Below are 16,090 nucleotides of genomic sequence, written 5' to 3' on the forward strand. Positions count from 1 at the left end.
CCCTCTCGGCTACCGGCCTGTGGCCGTACCGGAGAAGTCCGGTCAGTTGTGGCCGAAGCGCCGCTGATGCTTACGCGCAACATCGGCAGGGCTGCCCTGGGACTGCGCCTGGGGCTGGTTCTGCGACTCGAAAGCCGTCGACCGCGCCTCCTGCGCACCGCGCTCCGACTCGGAAGCGCGGTCCTGCTGGCTGCCCTGCTTGCGGTTCTTGTTCTTGGCCATGGTGTTCCTCCTAGGGGGACTCTCGGGGCCAGGACCGCTGTCAGATTCACATAACCGGATAAACATCGCATGTTGGATCATTACCGTGCGTAGCGAGGAGGTATCATGCGCGCTTTTCCGGATCCGCCACGCCGATGATCGAGTTCCGGCCGTTAACCCCGGCGTGGTCGGGCAGACTCGAAGGAAACCCTGAGTAAGCGGGTCGACCCATGACCGGACCCGCCGGACCGTTCCCGAATTCCTGGAAGAGGGTGGAACGCGTGGACCGTTGCGTCGTCCTGGTGGACGCCGGCTACCTGCTGGGCGCAGCCGCGAGCCTGCTGGCCGGAGAGCCCGCCCGTTCCCGCATCACCGTCGACCACGCGGCCCTGATCCAGGGACTGCGCGAGCGCGCCGAGGCCGATACGGAACAGCCCCTGCTGCGGATCTACTGGTTCGACGGCGCCCCCGACCGCGTACCGCAGCCCGAGCACCGCCGGCTGCGCGTCATGCCGCGGGTGACGGTACGGCTGGGAGCCCTCACCCGCAGTGACGGGCGCTGGGCGCAGAAGGGTGTCGACGCGGCGATGCACGCCGAGCTCACCGAGCTCGCCAGGAACCGGGCCTGCTCGGACGTCGTCCTGGTGACCGGCGACGGCGATCTGCTGCCCGGCCTGATGTCCGCCAAGGAACACGGCGTCGCCGTCCACCTCTGGGCCGTCCAGGCCGCCGACGGCGACTACAACCAGTCCGAGGACCTGGTCGCCGAGGCCGACGAGCGGCGGGTGCTGGACCGGGCCTGGATCACCCGGGCGGTACAGGCCAAGGAGACCGGCGGCCCGTGCGCGCCGCCGCCCGCCCCGCGCAACCCCGAGATCGCCGCGATCCTCTCCGCACCGCTGCCCGAGGCGGCCCTCGCGGCCTCCGCCGAGCGGGCCTCGGAGGCCCAGGCGCAGGCCGAGGCCGTCCGCAACGGCACGTCCGCCCCGCCCGACGAGGCCACCGGACACGCCGCGAACGGCCACGGCGGCAGGGGTGTCCCGACCCCGAAGGACCTCGCGGGCACGCTGCGCGGCCCCGGCGCCCAGCCGGCCGCCCAGCACCCCGCCCACCCCGCCGCGCCGCCCGCCGCGGGTGCGACCCTGCGCTGGTCGTCCGACCGGGGCTGGGTGGAGCGCGGCGGCCCCCTCGGCGAGCCTCCGGAGACCGCGTCCCTGCCGACGCTCGCCCAGCTCACCAGCGCCGAACAGCGCTGGGCGGACCGGGAGGAGGACATCACCACGGTCGGCGGCGACCCCTTCGAGGTGGGGCAGGTCTTCGCCCGGCGCTGGATGGAGCGGCTGCCGGAGACCGTCCACCTGCAGAAGCTGTCCACCATGTACCCCCGCATCCCGCACCGCATCGACGGCGAACTTCTGCGCTACGCCGCCCGATTCGGCCTGCTCGCCCACAAGGACGACCAGATCGACGAGCACGACCGCTACGCGATCCGGGCGGGATTCTGGCGCGAGATCGACGTACGGGCGGCGGCGGAGCACACCCCGCCGGGCGCCGCCGAACGGCCCGCCGCGGAGAAGCCCGGCACCGGGAAGCAGGAGAAAGCGGCGGCGTCCGGGGACTGAGGCCGCATCGGGACCCGGGGGCTCAACCCGGCCCGCGATTGCCGCGTTGATGTCCGATCGGTGCGGCCCCGGGCGTAATGCGGGTGCCCGGACCCCGTACCCTCGTACCTCGTGAGTACGGGCACAGCACAGGCGCAGGCGGCGAACGGCACTGTGTGCGCGGTGCGTGATCTGGTCAAGACCTACCCCGCGGCCCGGGGCCGGCGCGGCACGCCCGCGACTCCCGAGGTACGCGCCACCGACGGCATCAGCCTGGACGTCCGGCGCGGTGAGATCTTCGGACTGCTCGGCCCCAACGGCGCCGGGAAATCCACCCTCGTGCGCCAGCTCACCGGGCTGATGCGGCCCGACTCCGGCAGCGTCGACATGCTGGGCCACGACCTCGTGCGCCACCCCGAGCGGGCCTCCCGGCTGATCGGCTACCTCGGCCAGGAGTCGACCGCGCTCGACGAGCTCACCGTCTCCCTCGCCGCCGAGACCACCGGGCGGCTGCGCGGCCTGCCGGTACGCGAGGCCCGCGCCGAACGCGACGCCGTACTCGACGAACTCGGCCTCGGCGAGATCGCCGGCCGTCCGCTGAAGAAGCTCTCCGGCGGGCAGCGACGGCTCGCCTGTGTCGCGGCCGCGCTGGTCGGGGAGCGGCCGGTGCTCATCCTCGACGAGCCGACGACCGGGATGGATCCCGTCGCCCGGCGCGCCGTCTGGGCGGCCGTCGACCGCAGGCGCGCCGAGCGCGGCGCGACGGTGCTGCTGGTCACCCACAACGTCATCGAGGCCGAGACCGTCCTCGACCGGGTCGCCGTGATCGAACGCGGCAGGGTCATCGCCTGCGACACCCCGTCCGGGCTCAAGGAGCGGGTCGCGGGCGAGGTCCGGGTGGAGCTGGTGTGGCGCGAGCGGGCGCCGCTGGACGTCCCCGAGGTGGCCGCGCTGCGGGCGTCCGCGCAGGAGTCCGGGCGCCGCTGGGTGCTGCGGCTCGGGCCGGACGAGGCACGGGCCGCGGTCGCCGCGGTGACCGGCGGCGCGGCCTTCGCCGCGCTCGACGACTTCACCCTGGCGACGCCCAGCCTGGAGGATGTCTACCTGGCGCTCGGCGGGGACGCGACCAAGGGGCTGGTGAAGGCATGAGCGTCATGAGTGTCATGAGTGTCATGAGCGGGATCAGTGCGGGGGCCGACGCGGCCGAGACGGACCGGTGCGGGTGCACGGCCGGACAGGGACCGAACAGGAGCAGCGCCAGGTGACGAGCATCGTTCCTGCGGAAGCGGTGTCCGGGCAGGCCGGGCCCGCCGGGACAACCGTGTCCCGTGGGCCGTCCGGCCCGGCCGGTGACGTCCGCGACGGGCAGGGCGGCCCGGTGGCCGCGCCCCTCGCGCCGCGGGCCCGGCTGTTCCCCTCGCTCGCCGCGGTCTACCGCGCCCAGCTGTCCCGGGCCAGGGTCGCCCGCATCCCGCTGCTCTTCGTGGCGACCTTCCAGTCCATCGGGATCATGGTCCTGATGCGCGGGGTCGTGGACGGGGGTTCCGAGGCGCGGGCCGTCGTCGCCGGGTCCACCGTCCTGGTCGTCGCCTTCGTCGCGCTGAACCTGCTCGCCCAGTACTTCGGGCAGCTGCGGGCGGGCGGCGGGCTCGACCACTACGCCACCCTGCCGGTGCCGCCCGCCGCGGTCGTGCTCGGGGCGGCCGGGGCGTACGCCTCCTTCACGGTGCCCGGCACGATCGTCACGGCCGTGACGGGCAGTGTGCTGTTCGGGCTGCCGATGACCCATCTGTGGGTGCTCGTCGCGGTGATCCCGCTCTCCGGGGCGGCCCTCTCCGGACTCGGCGCCGCTCTCGGGCTGCTCGCGCCGCGGCAGGAGCTCGCGACCCTCCTGGGGCAGCTCGGCATGTCCGCGGCGCTGCTGCTGGGCGTGCTCCCGGCGGCCCGGCTGCCGGAGCCGATCGGCTGGGCCCGTGACCTGCTGCCGTCCACGTACGGCGTGGAGGCGCTCTCCCGGTCCTTCGACGCCCACCCCGACTGGGCCGTCGTCGCCCTCGACCTCGCCGTCTGCGCCGGCGTGGGCGTCCTCTCGCTGGCCGTGGCGACCTGGGCGTACCGCAGGGCAGCGGTCCGGTGAGGCGCGCCACAGGGACGCCTGGCACGATGGCACGGTGACAGCACCTCTGACGCCGCCGCACCAGCCCTCGCCCCACGAGCCGTGGCAGAAGCCGCCGAAGGGCGGCAGCCCCACGGGTTCGCACCCCGGAGTCCTGCTGCAGTCGCCGCAGGAGCGGGAACTCCGCACGGAACTGCGCAGGGCGGCGCTGATCGCTGTCGCCGTGACGGTCGCCGGTGTGGCGCTCGGACTGCTCTGGCTGTGGCTGGCACCGAGGGTGCCGCTGGTCTCCGACGACACGGCCGTCTTCCTCAGCGACAGCGAGGGCGAGGAGGCGATCGGTGCCGACGGTACGTTCGTGCTCCTCGCGCTGGCCTTCGGCGCGGTGTCCGCTGCGCTGGTCTTCTGGTTCAACCGGCGGGGCGGCATCGCGATCGTCGCCGGGCTCGCGGTGGGCGGTGTGCTCGGCTCGGTCCTGGCGTGGCAGCTGGGCACCCGGCTGGGGCCGACCGACGACGTGGTCGCCCACGCGCGTGAGGTGGGCAAGGGCGTGATCTTCGACGCACCGCTCGAACTGCATGCGAAGGGGGCGCTGCTGGCGTTCTCGCTGGCGGCGATGGCCGTGCATCTGGGGTTGACGGCGATGTTCGGGCCACGGGATCCGGAGCCGGAGTGGGGGGTGTACCACGCGCCTGTGGCCGCGCCGTCCGGGGACGCGCCCGCGCCGTCGCCGTCGTCCTCGCCCGAGTCGGGGCCGCCCGCTCCGCCGACGGGGGCGTGAGCGGGGCCGCTGCGCGGGGCTCGTCCCCTACCCGTAACCGGGGCTCCGACCCGGGCCCCGGTCCTCAATCGCCGGACGGGCCGGGTTTTCGGGCTGGTCCGGCTCCTGATCCACCGGTCCTCAACGGAACGGTGCCGCCGTGAACGGCTACGCGCGGCCGATCGGGGCGAAGGTTGCGTCCGTCAGGGCGGCCAGGTCCGTGGGGGACAGTTCCACCTCCAGGCCGCGGCGGCCCGCCGATACGCAGATGGTGGGGTGGGACCGCGCCGACGCGTCCAGGACCGTGGGGAGGCGCTTGCGCTGGCCCAGGGGGGAGATGCCGCCCCGGACGTAGCCCGTGGTGCGCTCCGCCGCCGCCGGGTCCGCCATCGTGGCCCGCTTGCCGCCGGCCGCCGCGGCCAGGGCCTTGAGGTCCAGGGAGCCCGCGACCGGGACGACGGCGACCGTCAGGTGGCCGTCCACGTCGGCGACCAGGGTCTTGAACACCCGGTCGGGGGAGACGCCCAGGGCCTCGGCCGCCTCCTCGCCGTAGGAGGCCGACGCCGGGTCGTGCTCGTACGCGTGCACGGTGAAGGCGGTGCCCGCCGCCGTCAGTGCGACCGTCGCGGGCGTGCCTCCCGTCTGGGACTGCTTCTTCGTCTTCTTCGCCACGGCGCGGCGGCCCTCCGGTCGCTCAGTTGGGGTGGGTCGGGGCGCGGGTCAGCTCCACCGCGGGCAGCGACGGGAGATGACGGATGACGGCGGTCTCGGCACGCAGGATCGTCAGCTCCTCGCGGAGCCGGGTCGCGGTGTCCGGGGCCTGGAGCAGGCGCTGCTTGGCCGGGATGTCCAGGACCGCGGCGGCGGCGACCAGGTAGGAGACGACCGACGGGTCGTCGGGCAGGTCCGCCCCCGTCGTCAGGGAGCGCTCGCTCGCGCTCGCCAGCCGCTTCTGGTAGCTGCGGAAGGCCCGCAGGACGCCCTCGGCGAGTGCGCCCGCCTCCTCGCCCGGCTCCTCCTCCAGCTCTTCGAGCTCGGCCGTGAGGTACGGGCCGCTCGAGTCGACGGAGAGGAGCTTGACGCGGGTGGTGCCGGTCGCCAGGACCTCGAAGCTGCCGTCCGAACGCTCCCGGATCTTCGCCGCGTCGGCGACGCAGCCCACCCGGTGGAACGTCTGGAGGGGGTCGGGGCCGAAGCCGTCCGCCGGGCCGCGCTCGACCGGGGTGGTCACCGCGTCCGGCATGCCCGCGGCGGTCGGCGCGGTCTCCCGGCCGTCGCGGACGGCGACCACGGCGAAGCGGCGCGGCTCGTCCTCATCGGTCTTCAGCAGCTCGCGCATCATGGCGCGATAACGCTCCTCGAAGACGTTCAGCGGCAGCACGAGGCCGGGAAACAGCACCGCGTTCAGCGGGAACAGAGGCAGGCGAGCGGTGGTCACAACGGTCAAGCGTAATGGCCGTGGGGCCGTCCTCGGTCGGCCCGGTGGCCGAGCGGCGTCCCGGCGGCCACCCGGAGCCGTGCTCCGTCCCGCGCGTCGAGGAATCTGCCGAGCGGATCGTCGGACACCGACGCCCACGGGAAGGACGCCGCATGGGGTCCGATCTGCCGGAACTGTTCCAGCGCCTCGTCCCAGCGGCCCCGCGCCACCAGCACGTACGCGAGCAGATTGCGCACCTCGGCCGGCCACGGATCGCCCGGGGCGAAGGCGGCGGACAGCGAGACGGCCAGATCCGCCGCGCGGTCGATGCGCTCCTCCTGCACCGAGGTGCTCCGGGTCCCCGGCCCCGCGGTCAGCACCGCGAACGCGGCCCGCAGCGGCAGCGCCTGCACCAGGGAGCTGGGCAGCGAGTCCTCGGCGGCCTGCTCGGCGAAGTCGAAGCACTCGCGGTGCGAGCCGTACCAGGCGGCGGAGAGGTACTGGAGGGCCGCCACATGGCAGCCGTAGTGGTGCGTGGAGCGTTGCAGGGCCTGTTCCCACAGCGTCTCGAACGTGGTGTGCGTGGCATGCGTGCCGCGGGCGTGGTCCAGCGCGAGGCGCCAGGGCACCGGATCGCGCGGATCGCCCTCCGCCGCCGCCGTGATCATCGGCCCGACCGCGCGCAGCTGCTCGGCCCGGGCGGGCGACTCCCAGGCCCGTTCGACGGCGAGCTGGGCCTTGACGAGGGTGGCGTCGGGATCGTGCGGGGCGGCGGCCAGCCAGTTGCGCAGCCAGCCGTCCCGGTTGCGGGCGAAGGCGACGAGCCGGTTCAGATAGCGGTCCCGGCTCTCCCACTCGGCGGCGTCCCGGGTGGTGGCCAACAGCTTGGCGGCCGGTTCGTACTCCCCGAGGGCCGCGGCCACCAGCGCGGGCGAGAGCCGCTCGTCGGGGGCGTCGAGCATCACCGCATGATCGGCGGGCAACCCGTAGGACAGCTCCGGGGTGTGCCGGATCATGCGCGCCGTACGTAGCAGAGCGCGGAGGAAAGGCATGGTGCAGACCATTGAAAAGCGCTGGTCCGGGGTGGCGCCAGAGGGGCGCTGTGAAGCTTTGGTGCCGAGTGGATGGGTTGCGCTGGAGACGGTCAAGAGAGAGTAAAGGAAATCGTGGAATCTGGCCTGTTCCTGTCGCTCCCGGGGTAGAGGTGCGGCGGTGTGACGGGTGTTCGGTACCGGTGCCCGTGGGGTTCGTCCGGCGCCGTCCGGCCCGTGGGCGTCAGGGGGCGTGGTCCGGATGACCCGCCGGTCGGCGGGCCGCCCGGGATCAGCCGCGCCGCAGCATCCGTGAGGCGCCGGCCGCGACGGTGGTGGCCAGTATCCATCCCAGCAGGACCAGGGCGGCCGCGGCCCACTGCCAGCCGCCCTCCAGCCGCCAGTAGCCGTCCTGGCCGAGATTGATCACCGGCACCAGCAGATCCAGCGCGTACAGCGCCGGATTCCACTCGGGATGCTCGGTGCCCGTGATCGACGCCGGCTCGTACCGCGAGAACCCCACCGCACCCGCCGCCCACAGCACCGCCATCCACACCGCGGCCCGACCCGGCCGGTAGCCGTACGCCACCGTCCAGTCCTGGAGGAAGCCCCAGAGCTTCGCCGCGGGCGGCAGCGTCTCGCGGCGCCGCCGCTGCTTGGCGAGCAGCACCTCACGGGCGTCCGCGTCCTCCCCGCTGCTGCGGAGCACGGCGGCGAGCCGTTCGTACGGCTCCGGCACGTACTCGGGGGTCGCCGCGGCCACCCACTCCAGCCGGCGGGAGAGCGGGAAGTGCCCGTACGGGACGAGGTTCTCGTACACGAACCCGCCCATCGCCAGACCGCCCGGGCCCGGCCAGCTGGTCGAGACGTCGATCAGGGTGACGATCTTCGCGCCGTTGAGCACCACCCGGCCCTGTGCCGGGCGTTCCGGATTGAAGCGCAGTTCCGGGGCGACTATCCGGCGCAGCGACAGCTCCTCGTGGCCGGCCAGCACGAAGACCGCCTTGTGCAGGTCCACCGCGTCGCCGAACCGCCCGTCGTCCAGCCGCACCCCGCCCCGGCACCGGAAGACCTGCGCGCGGGTGCCGCGGGCCGGGGTCGGGGAGTTGACGATGCCGTACGGGGGAGTGGTGCCCTGGTTCCCGGTGTCGACGCTGACCCACGCCTCGCTCATGTACAGCGTCCGCTCCACGCTCAGCTGCGGGGCGTTCAGCGCGCGGCGTCCCTGTGTCCCCCGGAGCCGGCTGCCGCGCAGGCTCAGCGAACCGCCGACCTTCGCCCCGCGCAGGCTCAGCTCGCCGAGCGTCTCGATCATCTCGGCCTGGAGGTCCTGGGCGACCGTGAGCCCGTCACCGAGGAGCGCCCGGCCCTGCCGGTCGGAGCCGAGGTCGATCTGGTTGATCAGCAGGTCCGTGCCGATCTGGGCGTCCGTGAGCCGGACCCCGCGTTCGATCCGGCACCGCGGCAGATGCAGATCGCCCTCGGTGCGCAGCCGCGCCGCCTCCAGCCGCGGCACCGCGCACCCCACCATCCGCAACGTCGTGAAATGGCACTCGGGCAGCAGCACCTCCTCGTCGAAGCGGCAGCCGGTCAGCTCCACGTACGGATCGACGCGCCCGCCGGCGAGATCCAGCTTCCCCGTGATCCGCAGCCCCCGGAGCTTCAGCGCGGCCACCCGGCCGGGCCGGGGCGGCGGGCCGCTCAGCAGCAGCCGGGCCATCACCCGGGCCTCGACGCTGCGTTCCGGGCCCCAGGCGTACGGGGCGAAGGGGTCGTCGCGCGCCCCGTCGAGGGCGCGCAGGTCGTAGGTGGTGCCTGTCCGGAAGGACTGCCACATGCCCAGCTCTGCCGGGCTGAGGCCGTCCGGAAATTCCCCGTCGTGCGGTTCGGTCACCGACGCTCCTTCCGCTCGGAGCCGTAATCCCTTTATTCCCTCTGAGTGACGGTGTGAACGCTGATAGTCAGCCGTGACACCGGGGACATGTATCAGCCAGTGATACGGGCGTCCGGGCGCCGGAGGCGGTCTGCGAGAATTGCGGTGTGATCTCTCGAATCGATCTGCGCGGCGATGCCCTCCCCGAGGGCGGCGCCCTGCGCGACCTGCTGCCCCGTGCCGAGTTCGACGTGGAAGCCGCCCTGGAGACGGTGCGGCCCATCTGCGAGGACGTACGCCATCGTGGCTCAGCGGCAGTGATCGACTGGGGGGAGAGGCTCGACGGGGTGCGGCTGGACTCGGTCCGGGTCCCGGCCGGCGCGATCACCGATGCCCTGACGACGCTCGACCCCGCCGTGCGCGCCGCCCTCGAGGAGTCGATCCGCCGCGCCCGGCTCGTCCACCGCGAGCAGCGCCGCACCACGCACACCACCCAGGTCGTCCCCGGCGGCACCGTCACCGAGAAGTGGCTGCCGGTCGAGCGCGTCGGGCTGTACGTGCCGGGCGGGCGCTCGGTCTACCCGTCGTCCGTCGTGATGAACGTGGTCCCGGCGCAGGAGGCGGGGGTCGAGGGCATCGCCGTCGCGTCCCCGCCGCAGAAGGAGTTCGGCGGACTGCCGCACCCGACGATCCTGGCCGCCTGCGCGCTGCTCGGTGTCGACGAGGTGTACGCGGCCGGCGGCTCCCAGGCCGTCGCGATGTTCGCGTACGGCACCGAGGACTGCCTGCCGGTGAACCTCGTCACCGGCCCCGGCAACATCTACGTCGCCGCCGCCAAGCGTCTCCTGAAGGGCCGCATCGGCATCGACGCCGAGGCCGGCCCCACCGAGATCGCCATCCTCGCCGACGGCACCGCCGACCCGGTGCACGTCGCCGCCGACCTGATCAGCCAGGCCGAGCACGACCCGATGGCCGCCGCGGTGCTGGTCACCGACTCCGAGGAGCTCGCCGCCGCCACCGAGGCCGAGCTGAAGCCGCAGGTCGCCGCGACCAAGCACGTCACCGACCGGATCGAACCCGCGCTGGCCGGCCGGCAGTCCGCGATCGTCCTGGTCAACGACCTGGAGGACGGCCTCAAGGTCGTCGACGCGTACGCCGCCGAGCACCTGGAGATCCAGACCGCCGACGCCGCGGCCGTCGCCGGCCGGGTCCGTAACGCCGGCGCGATCTTCGTCGGCCCCTGGTCGCCCGTCTCCCTCGGCGACTACTGCGCCGGCTCCAACCACGTCCTGCCCACCGGCGGCTGCGCCTGCCACTCCTCGGGCCTGTCCGTGCAGTCCTTCCTGCGCGGCATCCACATCGTCGACTACACGCGCGACGCGCTCGCCGAGGTCACCCACCACGTGGTGACCCTCGCCGAGGCGGAGGACCTCCCCGCCCACGGCGCCGCTCTCAAGGCCAGGTTCGGGTGGAAGGTTCCGCAGCAGTGACGAACAGCGACACCCCTCGCGGGAACACCCGCATCGACGACCTCCCCGTCCGCGACGAACTGCGCGGCCAGTCGCCGTACGGCGCCCCCCAGCTCGACGTACCGGTCCGGCTGAACACCAACGAGAACCCCTACCCGCTCCCCGAGGCGCTGGTCGACCGGATCGCCGAACGGGTCCGCGAGGCCGCCCGCGACCTCAACCGCTACCCCGACCGGGACGCCGTCGAGCTCCGCACCGAGCTCGCCCGCTACCTCACCCGCACCGCCGGGCACGAGGTCGGCCGCGCCAACGTGTGGGCGGCCAACGGCTCCAACGAGGTGCTCCAGCAACTGCTGCAGACCTTCGGCGGGCCGGGCCGTACCGCCATCGGCTTCGAGCCCTCGTACTCGATGCACGCCCTCATCGCCCGCGGCACCGGCACCGGCTGGATCTCCGGACCGCGCAACGAGGACTTCACCATCGACGTCGACGCGGCCCGCGCGGTCATCGCGCAGGAGCGCCCCGACGTCGTCTTCATCACCTCGCCCAACAACCCCACCGGCACCGCCGTGGACGCCGGGACCGTCCTCGCGCTGTACGACGCCGCGCAGGCCGCGGGCCCGTCGATGGTCGTGGTCGACGAGGCGTACGGCGAGTTCAGCCACCACGCCTCGCTGCTCCCGCTGATCGAGGGCCGCCCGCACCTGGTGCTCTCCCGCACCATGTCCAAGGCGTTCGGCGCCGCCGGGCTGCGGCTCGGCTACCTCGCCGCGGACCCGGCCGTCGTCGACGCCGTCCAGCTGGTGCGGCTGCCGTACCACCTGTCCTCGGTCACCCAGGCCACCGCGCTCGCCGCCCTGGAGCACACCGATACGCTCCTCGGGTACGTCGCGCAGCTCAAGGGCGAGCGCGACCGGATCGTCACCGAGCTGCGCGCTCTCGGCTTCGACGTCACCGACTCGGACGCCAACTTCGTCCAGTTCGGCCGCTTCGCCGACAGCCACACCGCCTGGCAGTACATCCTCGACCGGGGCGTCCTGGTCCGGGACAACGGCGTACCGGGACGGCTGCGGGTCTCCGCGGGGACCCCGGCAGAGAACGACGCGTTCCTCGATGCGGTACGCGAACTGAAGAAGGAGCACGACGCATGACTCGCGAGGCCCGCGTAGGAAGAGTGGAGCGGACCACCAAAGAAACCTCCGTGCTCGTCGAGATCAACCTCGACGGCAGCGGCAAGGTCGATGTCGCGACCGGGGTCGGGTTCTACGACCACATGCTCGACCAGCTGGGCCGCCACGGACTGTTCGACCTCACGGTCAAGACCGACGGCGACCTGCACATCGACTCGCACCACACCATCGAGGACACCGCCCTCGCGCTCGGCGCCGCCTTCAAGCAGGCCCTCGGCGACAAGGTCGGCATCTACCGCTTCGGCAACTGCACCGTCCCGCTGGACGAGTCGCTCGCCCAGGTCACCGTCGACCTCTCCGGCCGCCCCTACCTCGTGCACACCGAGCCCGAGAACATGGCGCCGATGATCGGCGAGTACGACACGACGATGACCCGGCACATCCTGGAGTCCTTCGTCGCCCAGGCACAGATCGCCCTGCACGTCCACGTCCCGTACGGGCGCAACGCGCACCACATCGTGGAGTGCCAGTTCAAGGCGCTCGCCCGGGCCCTGCGCTACGCCAGCGAGCACGACCCGCGCGCGGCCGGCATCCTCCCCTCCACGAAGGGCGCGCTGTGACCGGCCTCAACACCGTCCTGATCCTGGTCGGTCTCTTCCTGGCCGGCGGGGTCTACTCCTTCTCGAAGCAGGGGATGCCCAAGGGCGTCATCGTGCTGCTCTCGATCGCGTCCGTGATGTGCCTGGTGGCGGGCGTCATGCGGATCCAGGGACTCTGGGACTGAGGGGCGGAACGTGGACACCAAGAAGAAGGTCGTCGTCTTCGACTACGGCTTCGGCAACGTGCGGTCCGCCGAACGCGCCCTCGCCCATGTCGGCGCCGACGTCGAGATCACCCGCGACTTCGACACGGCGATGAACGCCGACGGGCTGCTGGTGCCCGGCGTCGGAGCGTTCTCCGCCTGCATGGAGGGCCTGAGGAAGGCCCGCGGCGAATGGATCATCGGCCGCAGGCTCTCCGGCGGCCGCCCCGTCATGGGCATCTGCGTCGGTATGCAGATCCTCTTCGAGCGCGGCATCGAGCACGGCGTGGAGACCGAGGGGCTCGACGAGTGGCCCGGCACGGTCGGCCCGCTCAAGGCCGACGTCGTCCCGCACATGGGCTGGAACACCGTCGAGTCCCCCGGGGACTCCCGGCTGTTCGCCGGACTCGACCCCGAGGCCCGGTACTACTTCGTGCACTCCTACGCGGCGCACGACTGGTCCCTCGAAGTCACCAACGCCAAGATCCGCGCCCCCAAGGTCACTTGGGCCACGCACGGCGAACGGTTCGTGGCGGCCGTGGAGAACGGCGCGCTGTGGGCCACCCAGTTCCACCCCGAGAAGTCCGGCGATGCCGGCGCCCAGCTGCTGACCAACTGGATCGAGACGCTGTAATGCCGAAGCTTGAACTGCTTCCCGCCGTAGACGTCCGCGACGGCCAGGCGGTCCGCCTGGTGCACGGGGAGTCCGGCTCCGAGACCTCCTACGGCTCCCCGCTGGAGGCCGCACTCGCCTGGCAGCGCTCCGGCGCCGAGTGGCTGCACCTCGTCGACCTGGACGCCGCCTTCGGCACCGGTGACAACCGCGCCCTCATCGCCGAGGTCGCCGGCGCCATGGACATCAAGGTCGAGCTCTCCGGCGGCATCCGCGACGACGCCTCGCTCGCCGCCGCCCTCGCCACCGGCTGCCGCCGCGTCAACCTCGGCACCGCCGCCCTGGAGACCCCGGAGTGGGTCGCCAAGGTCATCGCCGAGCACGGCGACAAGATCGCGGTCGGCCTCGACGTCCGCGGCACCACGCTGCGCGGCCGCGGCTGGACCCGCGACGGCGGCGACCTCTACGAGACGCTCGCCCGCCTCGACTCCGAGGGCTGCGCCCGCTACGTCGTCACCGACATCGCCAAGGACGGCACGCTCCAGGGCCCCAACCTGGAGCTCCTGAAGAACGTCTGCGCCGCCACCGACAAGCCCGTCGTCGCCTCCGGCGGCGTCTCCTCGCTCGACGACCTGCGGGCCATCTCCTCGCTCGTCCCGGCGGGCGTCGAGGGCGCGATCGTCGGCAAGGCGCTGTACGCGAAGGCGTTCACGCTCGAAGAGGCCCTGGAGGCGGTCTCCGTATGACGGACTCCGTACGCCGGATCTCCTCCGGCGCCCCCTGGGAGGAGAAGTTCGGTTACTCCCGCGCCGTCGAACTGCCGAACGGGCTGGTGCTGGTGGCCGGCTGCACGTCGGTGGTGGGCGGCGCGATCTCGGCCGGCGGTCCCTACGAGCAGACCGTCACCTCCTTCCAGGTCGCCTTCGAGGCGCTGAAGGAGCTCGGCCTCGGCCGCGAGGACGTCGTCCGTACCCGGATGTACGTCACGCACGCCCGGGACACCGACGAGGTCGGCCGCGCCCACAAGGAGCTGTTCGACGCGGTGCGTCCCGCGTCCTCCATGCTCATCGTGTCCGGTCTCGTCGACCCGAGCCTGGTCGTCGAGGTCGAGGTCGAGGCCTACCGGGCAGGTGCGCGATGACGCTCGCGGTCCGTGTCATCCCCTGCCTCGACGTCGACAAGGGCCGGGTCGTCAAGGGCGTCAACTTCCAGAACCTGCGCGACGCCGGTGACCCCGTCGAGATGGCGAAGCTGTACGACGCCGAGGGCGCCGACGAGCTGACCTTCCTCGACATCACCGCGTCCAGCGGCGACCGGGAGACGACCTACGACGTGGTGCGCCGCACCGCCGAGCAGGTCTTCATCCCGCTCACCGTCGGCGGCGGTGTCCGCACCCCCGACGACGTCGACAAGCTGCTGCGGGCCGGCGCCGACAAGGTCGGCGTCAACACCGCGGCCATCGCCCGGCCGGAGCTGATCCGGGAGATCGCCGAACGCTTCGGCCGCCAGGTGCTCGTCCTGTCCGTGGACGCCCGCCGCACCCCGGCGGGCACCTTCGAGGTCACCACGCACGGCGGCCGCAAGGGCACCGGCATCGACGCCGTCGAATGGGCGCACCGGGCAGCCGAACTCGGCGCGGGCGAGATCCTGCTCAACTCGATGGACGCCGACGGCACCAAGGACGGCTACGACACCGAGATGATCGCCGCCGTCCGCAAGCACGTGAGCGTGCCCGTCATCGCCTCCGGCGGCGCGGGCCGGCTCGCGGACTTCGCCCCGGCCATCGACGCCGGGGCCGACGCGGTCCTCGCCGCGTCCGTCTTCCACTTCGGCGATCTGCGGATCTCCGAGGTCAAGGGCGCTCTGCGGGAGGCCGGTCACCCGGTCCGCTGAGGACGCGCGGGCGGAGGACCGGTGAAGTTGCCGATGTGCGCCGCCGGGGTGCACCGCCAGAGTGGCGACCGCCAGAGAACAACGGCGGTTCCACGCGGTGCACCCCGAGCGACCCCGGTGTCAGGTGACGGGGGCTCGGCCCCTGCCCGGCGTGGCTCCCGCCACGACCGAGAGGATCCCCCCTCGTGCAGCACCTCCCCTCCGGCGACATCTCCCCGCGCCACCGGATGTCCAAGAGCCGCTCCCGCGTCGTCAAGGGCCTGCTGGCCGCAGCCGTCGCCACCGCGGGCCTGTGCACCGCGCTGATCCCCGGCGCCCAGGCCGCCGACAACCCCTACGAGCGCGGCCCGGCCCCCAGCAACACGAGCATCGAGGCGAGCCGCGGCTCGTACGCGGTCTCGCAGACCAGCGTCTCCTCGCTGAGCGTCAGCGGCTTCGGCGGCGGCACCATCTACTACCCGACGTCCACGACGGACGGCACCTTCGGCGCGGTCGCCATCTCGCCCGGCTTCACCGCCTACCAGTCCAGCATCGCCTGGCTCGGACCGCGGCTCGCCTCGCAGGGCTTCGTCGTCTTCACCATCGACACCAACACCACGCTGGACCAGCCCGACAGCCGCGGCCGTCAGCTCCTGGCCGCGCTGGACTACCTGACGAAGACCAGTTCGGTGCGGACCCGGATCGACACCTCCCGGCTCGGTGTCATGGGCCACTCCATGGGCGGCGGCGGCACCCTGGAGGCCGCGAAGAGCCGTACCTCGCTGAAGGCGGCGATCCCGCTGACCGGCTGGAACCTCGACACCACCTGGCCCGAGGTCCGCACCCCCACCCTGATCTTCGGCGCGGACGGCGACACCATCGCCCCCGTCGCCACGCACTCGGAGCCCTTCTACCAGTCGCTGCCGAGCACCCTGGACAAGGCGTACGTGGAACTGCGCGGGGCCACGCACTTCACCCCGAACTCCTCCAACACCACGATCGCGAAGTACAGCATTTCGTGGCTGAAGCGCTTCATCGACAACGACACCCGCTACGAGCAGTTCCTGTGCCCGCTGCCGGCGGTGAGCCTGACGGTCGCCGAGTCGCGGGGCAACTGCCCGCACACCTCCTAGTCCCTGACGCCCGATGAGGGCCGGACCGCGCACAGCGGTCCGGCCCTTCGGCATGGGGCCCGCCCCGGGACG

General features: G+C 72.8%; 18 protein-coding genes. 13 read left to right on the forward strand and 5 right to left on the reverse strand.

What is annotated here, in order from left to right; translation table 11 throughout:
• Positions 1 to 42: 42 nt before the first annotated feature.
• On the reverse strand, positions 43 to 222 hold the full coding sequence (locus OG521_29290) for a hypothetical protein (protein WUW24640.1): 180 nt from the start codon (positions 220 to 222) through the stop codon (positions 43 to 45).
• 251 nt (positions 223 to 473) lie between these two features.
• Here OG521_29290 and OG521_29295 point away from each other — a divergent pair, with 251 nt between their 5' ends.
• The 4 genes from OG521_29295 (at position 474) to OG521_29310 (ending at position 4,699) form a co-directional block, all read left to right on the forward strand.
• Entirely contained in the window at positions 474 to 1,823 is a 1,350-nt protein-coding gene (locus OG521_29295) for an NYN domain-containing protein (protein WUW26839.1), read from the forward strand.
• 153 nt (positions 1,824 to 1,976) lie between these two features.
• Complete coding sequence (locus OG521_29300; GenBank protein ID WUW26840.1) at positions 1,977 to 2,951, forward strand: ABC transporter ATP-binding protein; 975 nt, start codon at positions 1,977 to 1,979, stop codon at positions 2,949 to 2,951.
• Positions 2,952 to 3,180: 229 nt separating this feature from the next.
• A complete protein-coding gene (locus OG521_29305; GenBank protein WUW26841.1) occupies positions 3,181 to 3,939 on the forward strand; it encodes an ABC transporter permease in 759 nt (252 codons plus the stop codon).
• A 34-nt stretch (positions 3,940 to 3,973) separates the two neighbouring features.
• Positions 3,974 to 4,699 carry an ABC transporter permease gene (locus OG521_29310; GenBank protein ID WUW24641.1) on the forward strand — a complete coding sequence of 242 codons (726 nt, stop codon included), beginning with the start codon at positions 3,974 to 3,976 and terminating at the stop codon, positions 4,697 to 4,699.
• A gap of 147 nt (positions 4,700 to 4,846) precedes the next feature.
• Here the strand turns inward: OG521_29310 and ybaK are convergent, their stop codons facing one another.
• The 4 genes from ybaK to OG521_29330 all read right to left on the reverse strand — a co-directional run bounded on the left by ybaK (position 4,847) and on the right by OG521_29330 (position 9,020).
• Positions 4,847 to 5,350 (reverse strand): Cys-tRNA(Pro) deacylase, encoded by a 504-nt coding sequence (ybaK, locus tag OG521_29315; GenBank protein ID WUW24642.1) that lies wholly within the window; start codon positions 5,348 to 5,350, stop codon positions 4,847 to 4,849.
• Positions 5,351 to 5,372: 22 nt separating this feature from the next.
• On the reverse strand, positions 5,373 to 6,116 hold the full coding sequence (locus tag OG521_29320) for an LON peptidase substrate-binding domain-containing protein (GenBank protein WUW24643.1): 744 nt from the start codon (positions 6,114 to 6,116) through the stop codon (positions 5,373 to 5,375).
• A 5-nt stretch (positions 6,117 to 6,121) separates the two neighbouring features.
• Entirely contained in the window at positions 6,122 to 7,159 is a 1,038-nt protein-coding gene (locus tag OG521_29325) for a hypothetical protein (GenBank protein WUW24644.1), read from the reverse strand.
• A 259-nt stretch (positions 7,160 to 7,418) separates the two neighbouring features.
• Positions 7,419 to 9,020, reverse strand: coding sequence for an oxidoreductase (locus tag OG521_29330; GenBank protein ID WUW24645.1), 1,602 nt, complete (start codon positions 9,018 to 9,020; stop codon positions 7,419 to 7,421).
• A gap of 146 nt (positions 9,021 to 9,166) precedes the next feature.
• Here OG521_29330 and hisD point away from each other — a divergent pair, with 146 nt between their 5' ends.
• From hisD to OG521_29375, 9 genes are all read left to right on the forward strand, one after another.
• Positions 9,167 to 10,489: a histidinol dehydrogenase gene (gene hisD / locus OG521_29335; protein ID WUW24646.1), complete on the forward strand. Its 1,323-nt coding sequence runs from the start codon at positions 9,167 to 9,169 to the stop codon at positions 10,487 to 10,489.
• A complete protein-coding gene (locus tag OG521_29340; protein WUW24647.1) occupies positions 10,486 to 11,619 on the forward strand; it encodes a histidinol-phosphate transaminase in 1,134 nt (377 codons plus the stop codon). The genes hisD and OG521_29340 overlap by 4 nt, the downstream gene beginning before the upstream one ends.
• On the forward strand, positions 11,616 to 12,218 hold the full coding sequence (hisB, locus tag OG521_29345; protein WUW24648.1) for an imidazoleglycerol-phosphate dehydratase HisB: 603 nt from the start codon (positions 11,616 to 11,618) through the stop codon (positions 12,216 to 12,218). The genes OG521_29340 and hisB overlap by 4 nt, the downstream gene beginning before the upstream one ends.
• Positions 12,215 to 12,382 (forward strand): hypothetical protein, encoded by a 168-nt coding sequence (locus tag OG521_29350; GenBank protein ID WUW24649.1) that lies wholly within the window; start codon positions 12,215 to 12,217, stop codon positions 12,380 to 12,382. Before hisB ends, OG521_29350 begins: the two co-directional genes overlap by 4 nt.
• 10 nt (positions 12,383 to 12,392) lie before the next feature.
• Complete coding sequence (gene hisH, locus OG521_29355; GenBank protein WUW24650.1) at positions 12,393 to 13,034, forward strand: imidazole glycerol phosphate synthase subunit HisH; 642 nt, start codon at positions 12,393 to 12,395, stop codon at positions 13,032 to 13,034.
• On the forward strand, positions 13,034 to 13,759 hold the full coding sequence (gene priA / locus OG521_29360) for a bifunctional 1-(5-phosphoribosyl)-5-((5-phosphoribosylamino)methylideneamino)imidazole-4-carboxamide isomerase/phosphoribosylanthranilate isomerase PriA (GenBank protein WUW24651.1): 726 nt from the start codon (positions 13,034 to 13,036) through the stop codon (positions 13,757 to 13,759). Before hisH ends, priA begins: the two co-directional genes overlap by 1 nt.
• The gene (locus tag OG521_29365; GenBank protein ID WUW24652.1) at positions 13,756 to 14,154 is read left to right on the forward strand and encodes a RidA family protein; all 399 of its coding nucleotides are present in this window, start codon (positions 13,756 to 13,758) and stop codon (positions 14,152 to 14,154) included. The genes priA and OG521_29365 overlap by 4 nt, the downstream gene beginning before the upstream one ends.
• Positions 14,151 to 14,906: an imidazole glycerol phosphate synthase subunit HisF gene (gene hisF / locus OG521_29370; GenBank protein ID WUW24653.1), complete on the forward strand. Its 756-nt coding sequence runs from the start codon at positions 14,151 to 14,153 to the stop codon at positions 14,904 to 14,906. Before OG521_29365 ends, hisF begins: the two co-directional genes overlap by 4 nt.
• A gap of 227 nt (positions 14,907 to 15,133) precedes the next feature.
• Positions 15,134 to 16,018 (forward strand): alpha/beta hydrolase, encoded by an 885-nt coding sequence (locus tag OG521_29375; GenBank protein ID WUW26842.1) that lies wholly within the window; start codon positions 15,134 to 15,136, stop codon positions 16,016 to 16,018.
• Positions 16,019 to 16,090 lie beyond the last annotated feature (72 nt).

The sequence above is a fragment of the Streptomyces sp. NBC_01463 genome, from assembly GCA_036227345.1.
Lineage (GTDB): Bacteria > Actinomycetota > Actinomycetes > Streptomycetales > Streptomycetaceae > Streptomyces.

Coding starts and splice junctions, on each gene's coding strand:
- OG521_29290 (WUW24640.1), bottom strand. CDS start 222: ATGGCCAAGAACAAGAACCGCAAGCAGGGCAGCCAGCAGGACCGCGCT.
- OG521_29325 (WUW24644.1), bottom strand. CDS start 7,159: ATGGTCTGCACCATGCCTTTCCTCCGCGCTCTGCTACGTACGGCGCGC.
- hisB (WUW24648.1), top strand. CDS start 11,616: ATGACTCGCGAGGCCCGCGTAGGAAGAGTGGAGCGGACCACCAAAGAA.
- priA (WUW24651.1), top strand. CDS start 13,034: ATGCCGAAGCTTGAACTGCTTCCCGCCGTAGACGTCCGCGACGGCCAG.
- OG521_29365 (WUW24652.1), top strand. CDS start 13,756: ATGACGGACTCCGTACGCCGGATCTCCTCCGGCGCCCCCTGGGAGGAG.
- hisF (WUW24653.1), top strand. CDS start 14,151: ATGACGCTCGCGGTCCGTGTCATCCCCTGCCTCGACGTCGACAAGGGC.
- OG521_29375 (WUW26842.1), top strand. CDS start 15,134: ATGTCCAAGAGCCGCTCCCGCGTCGTCAAGGGCCTGCTGGCCGCAGCC.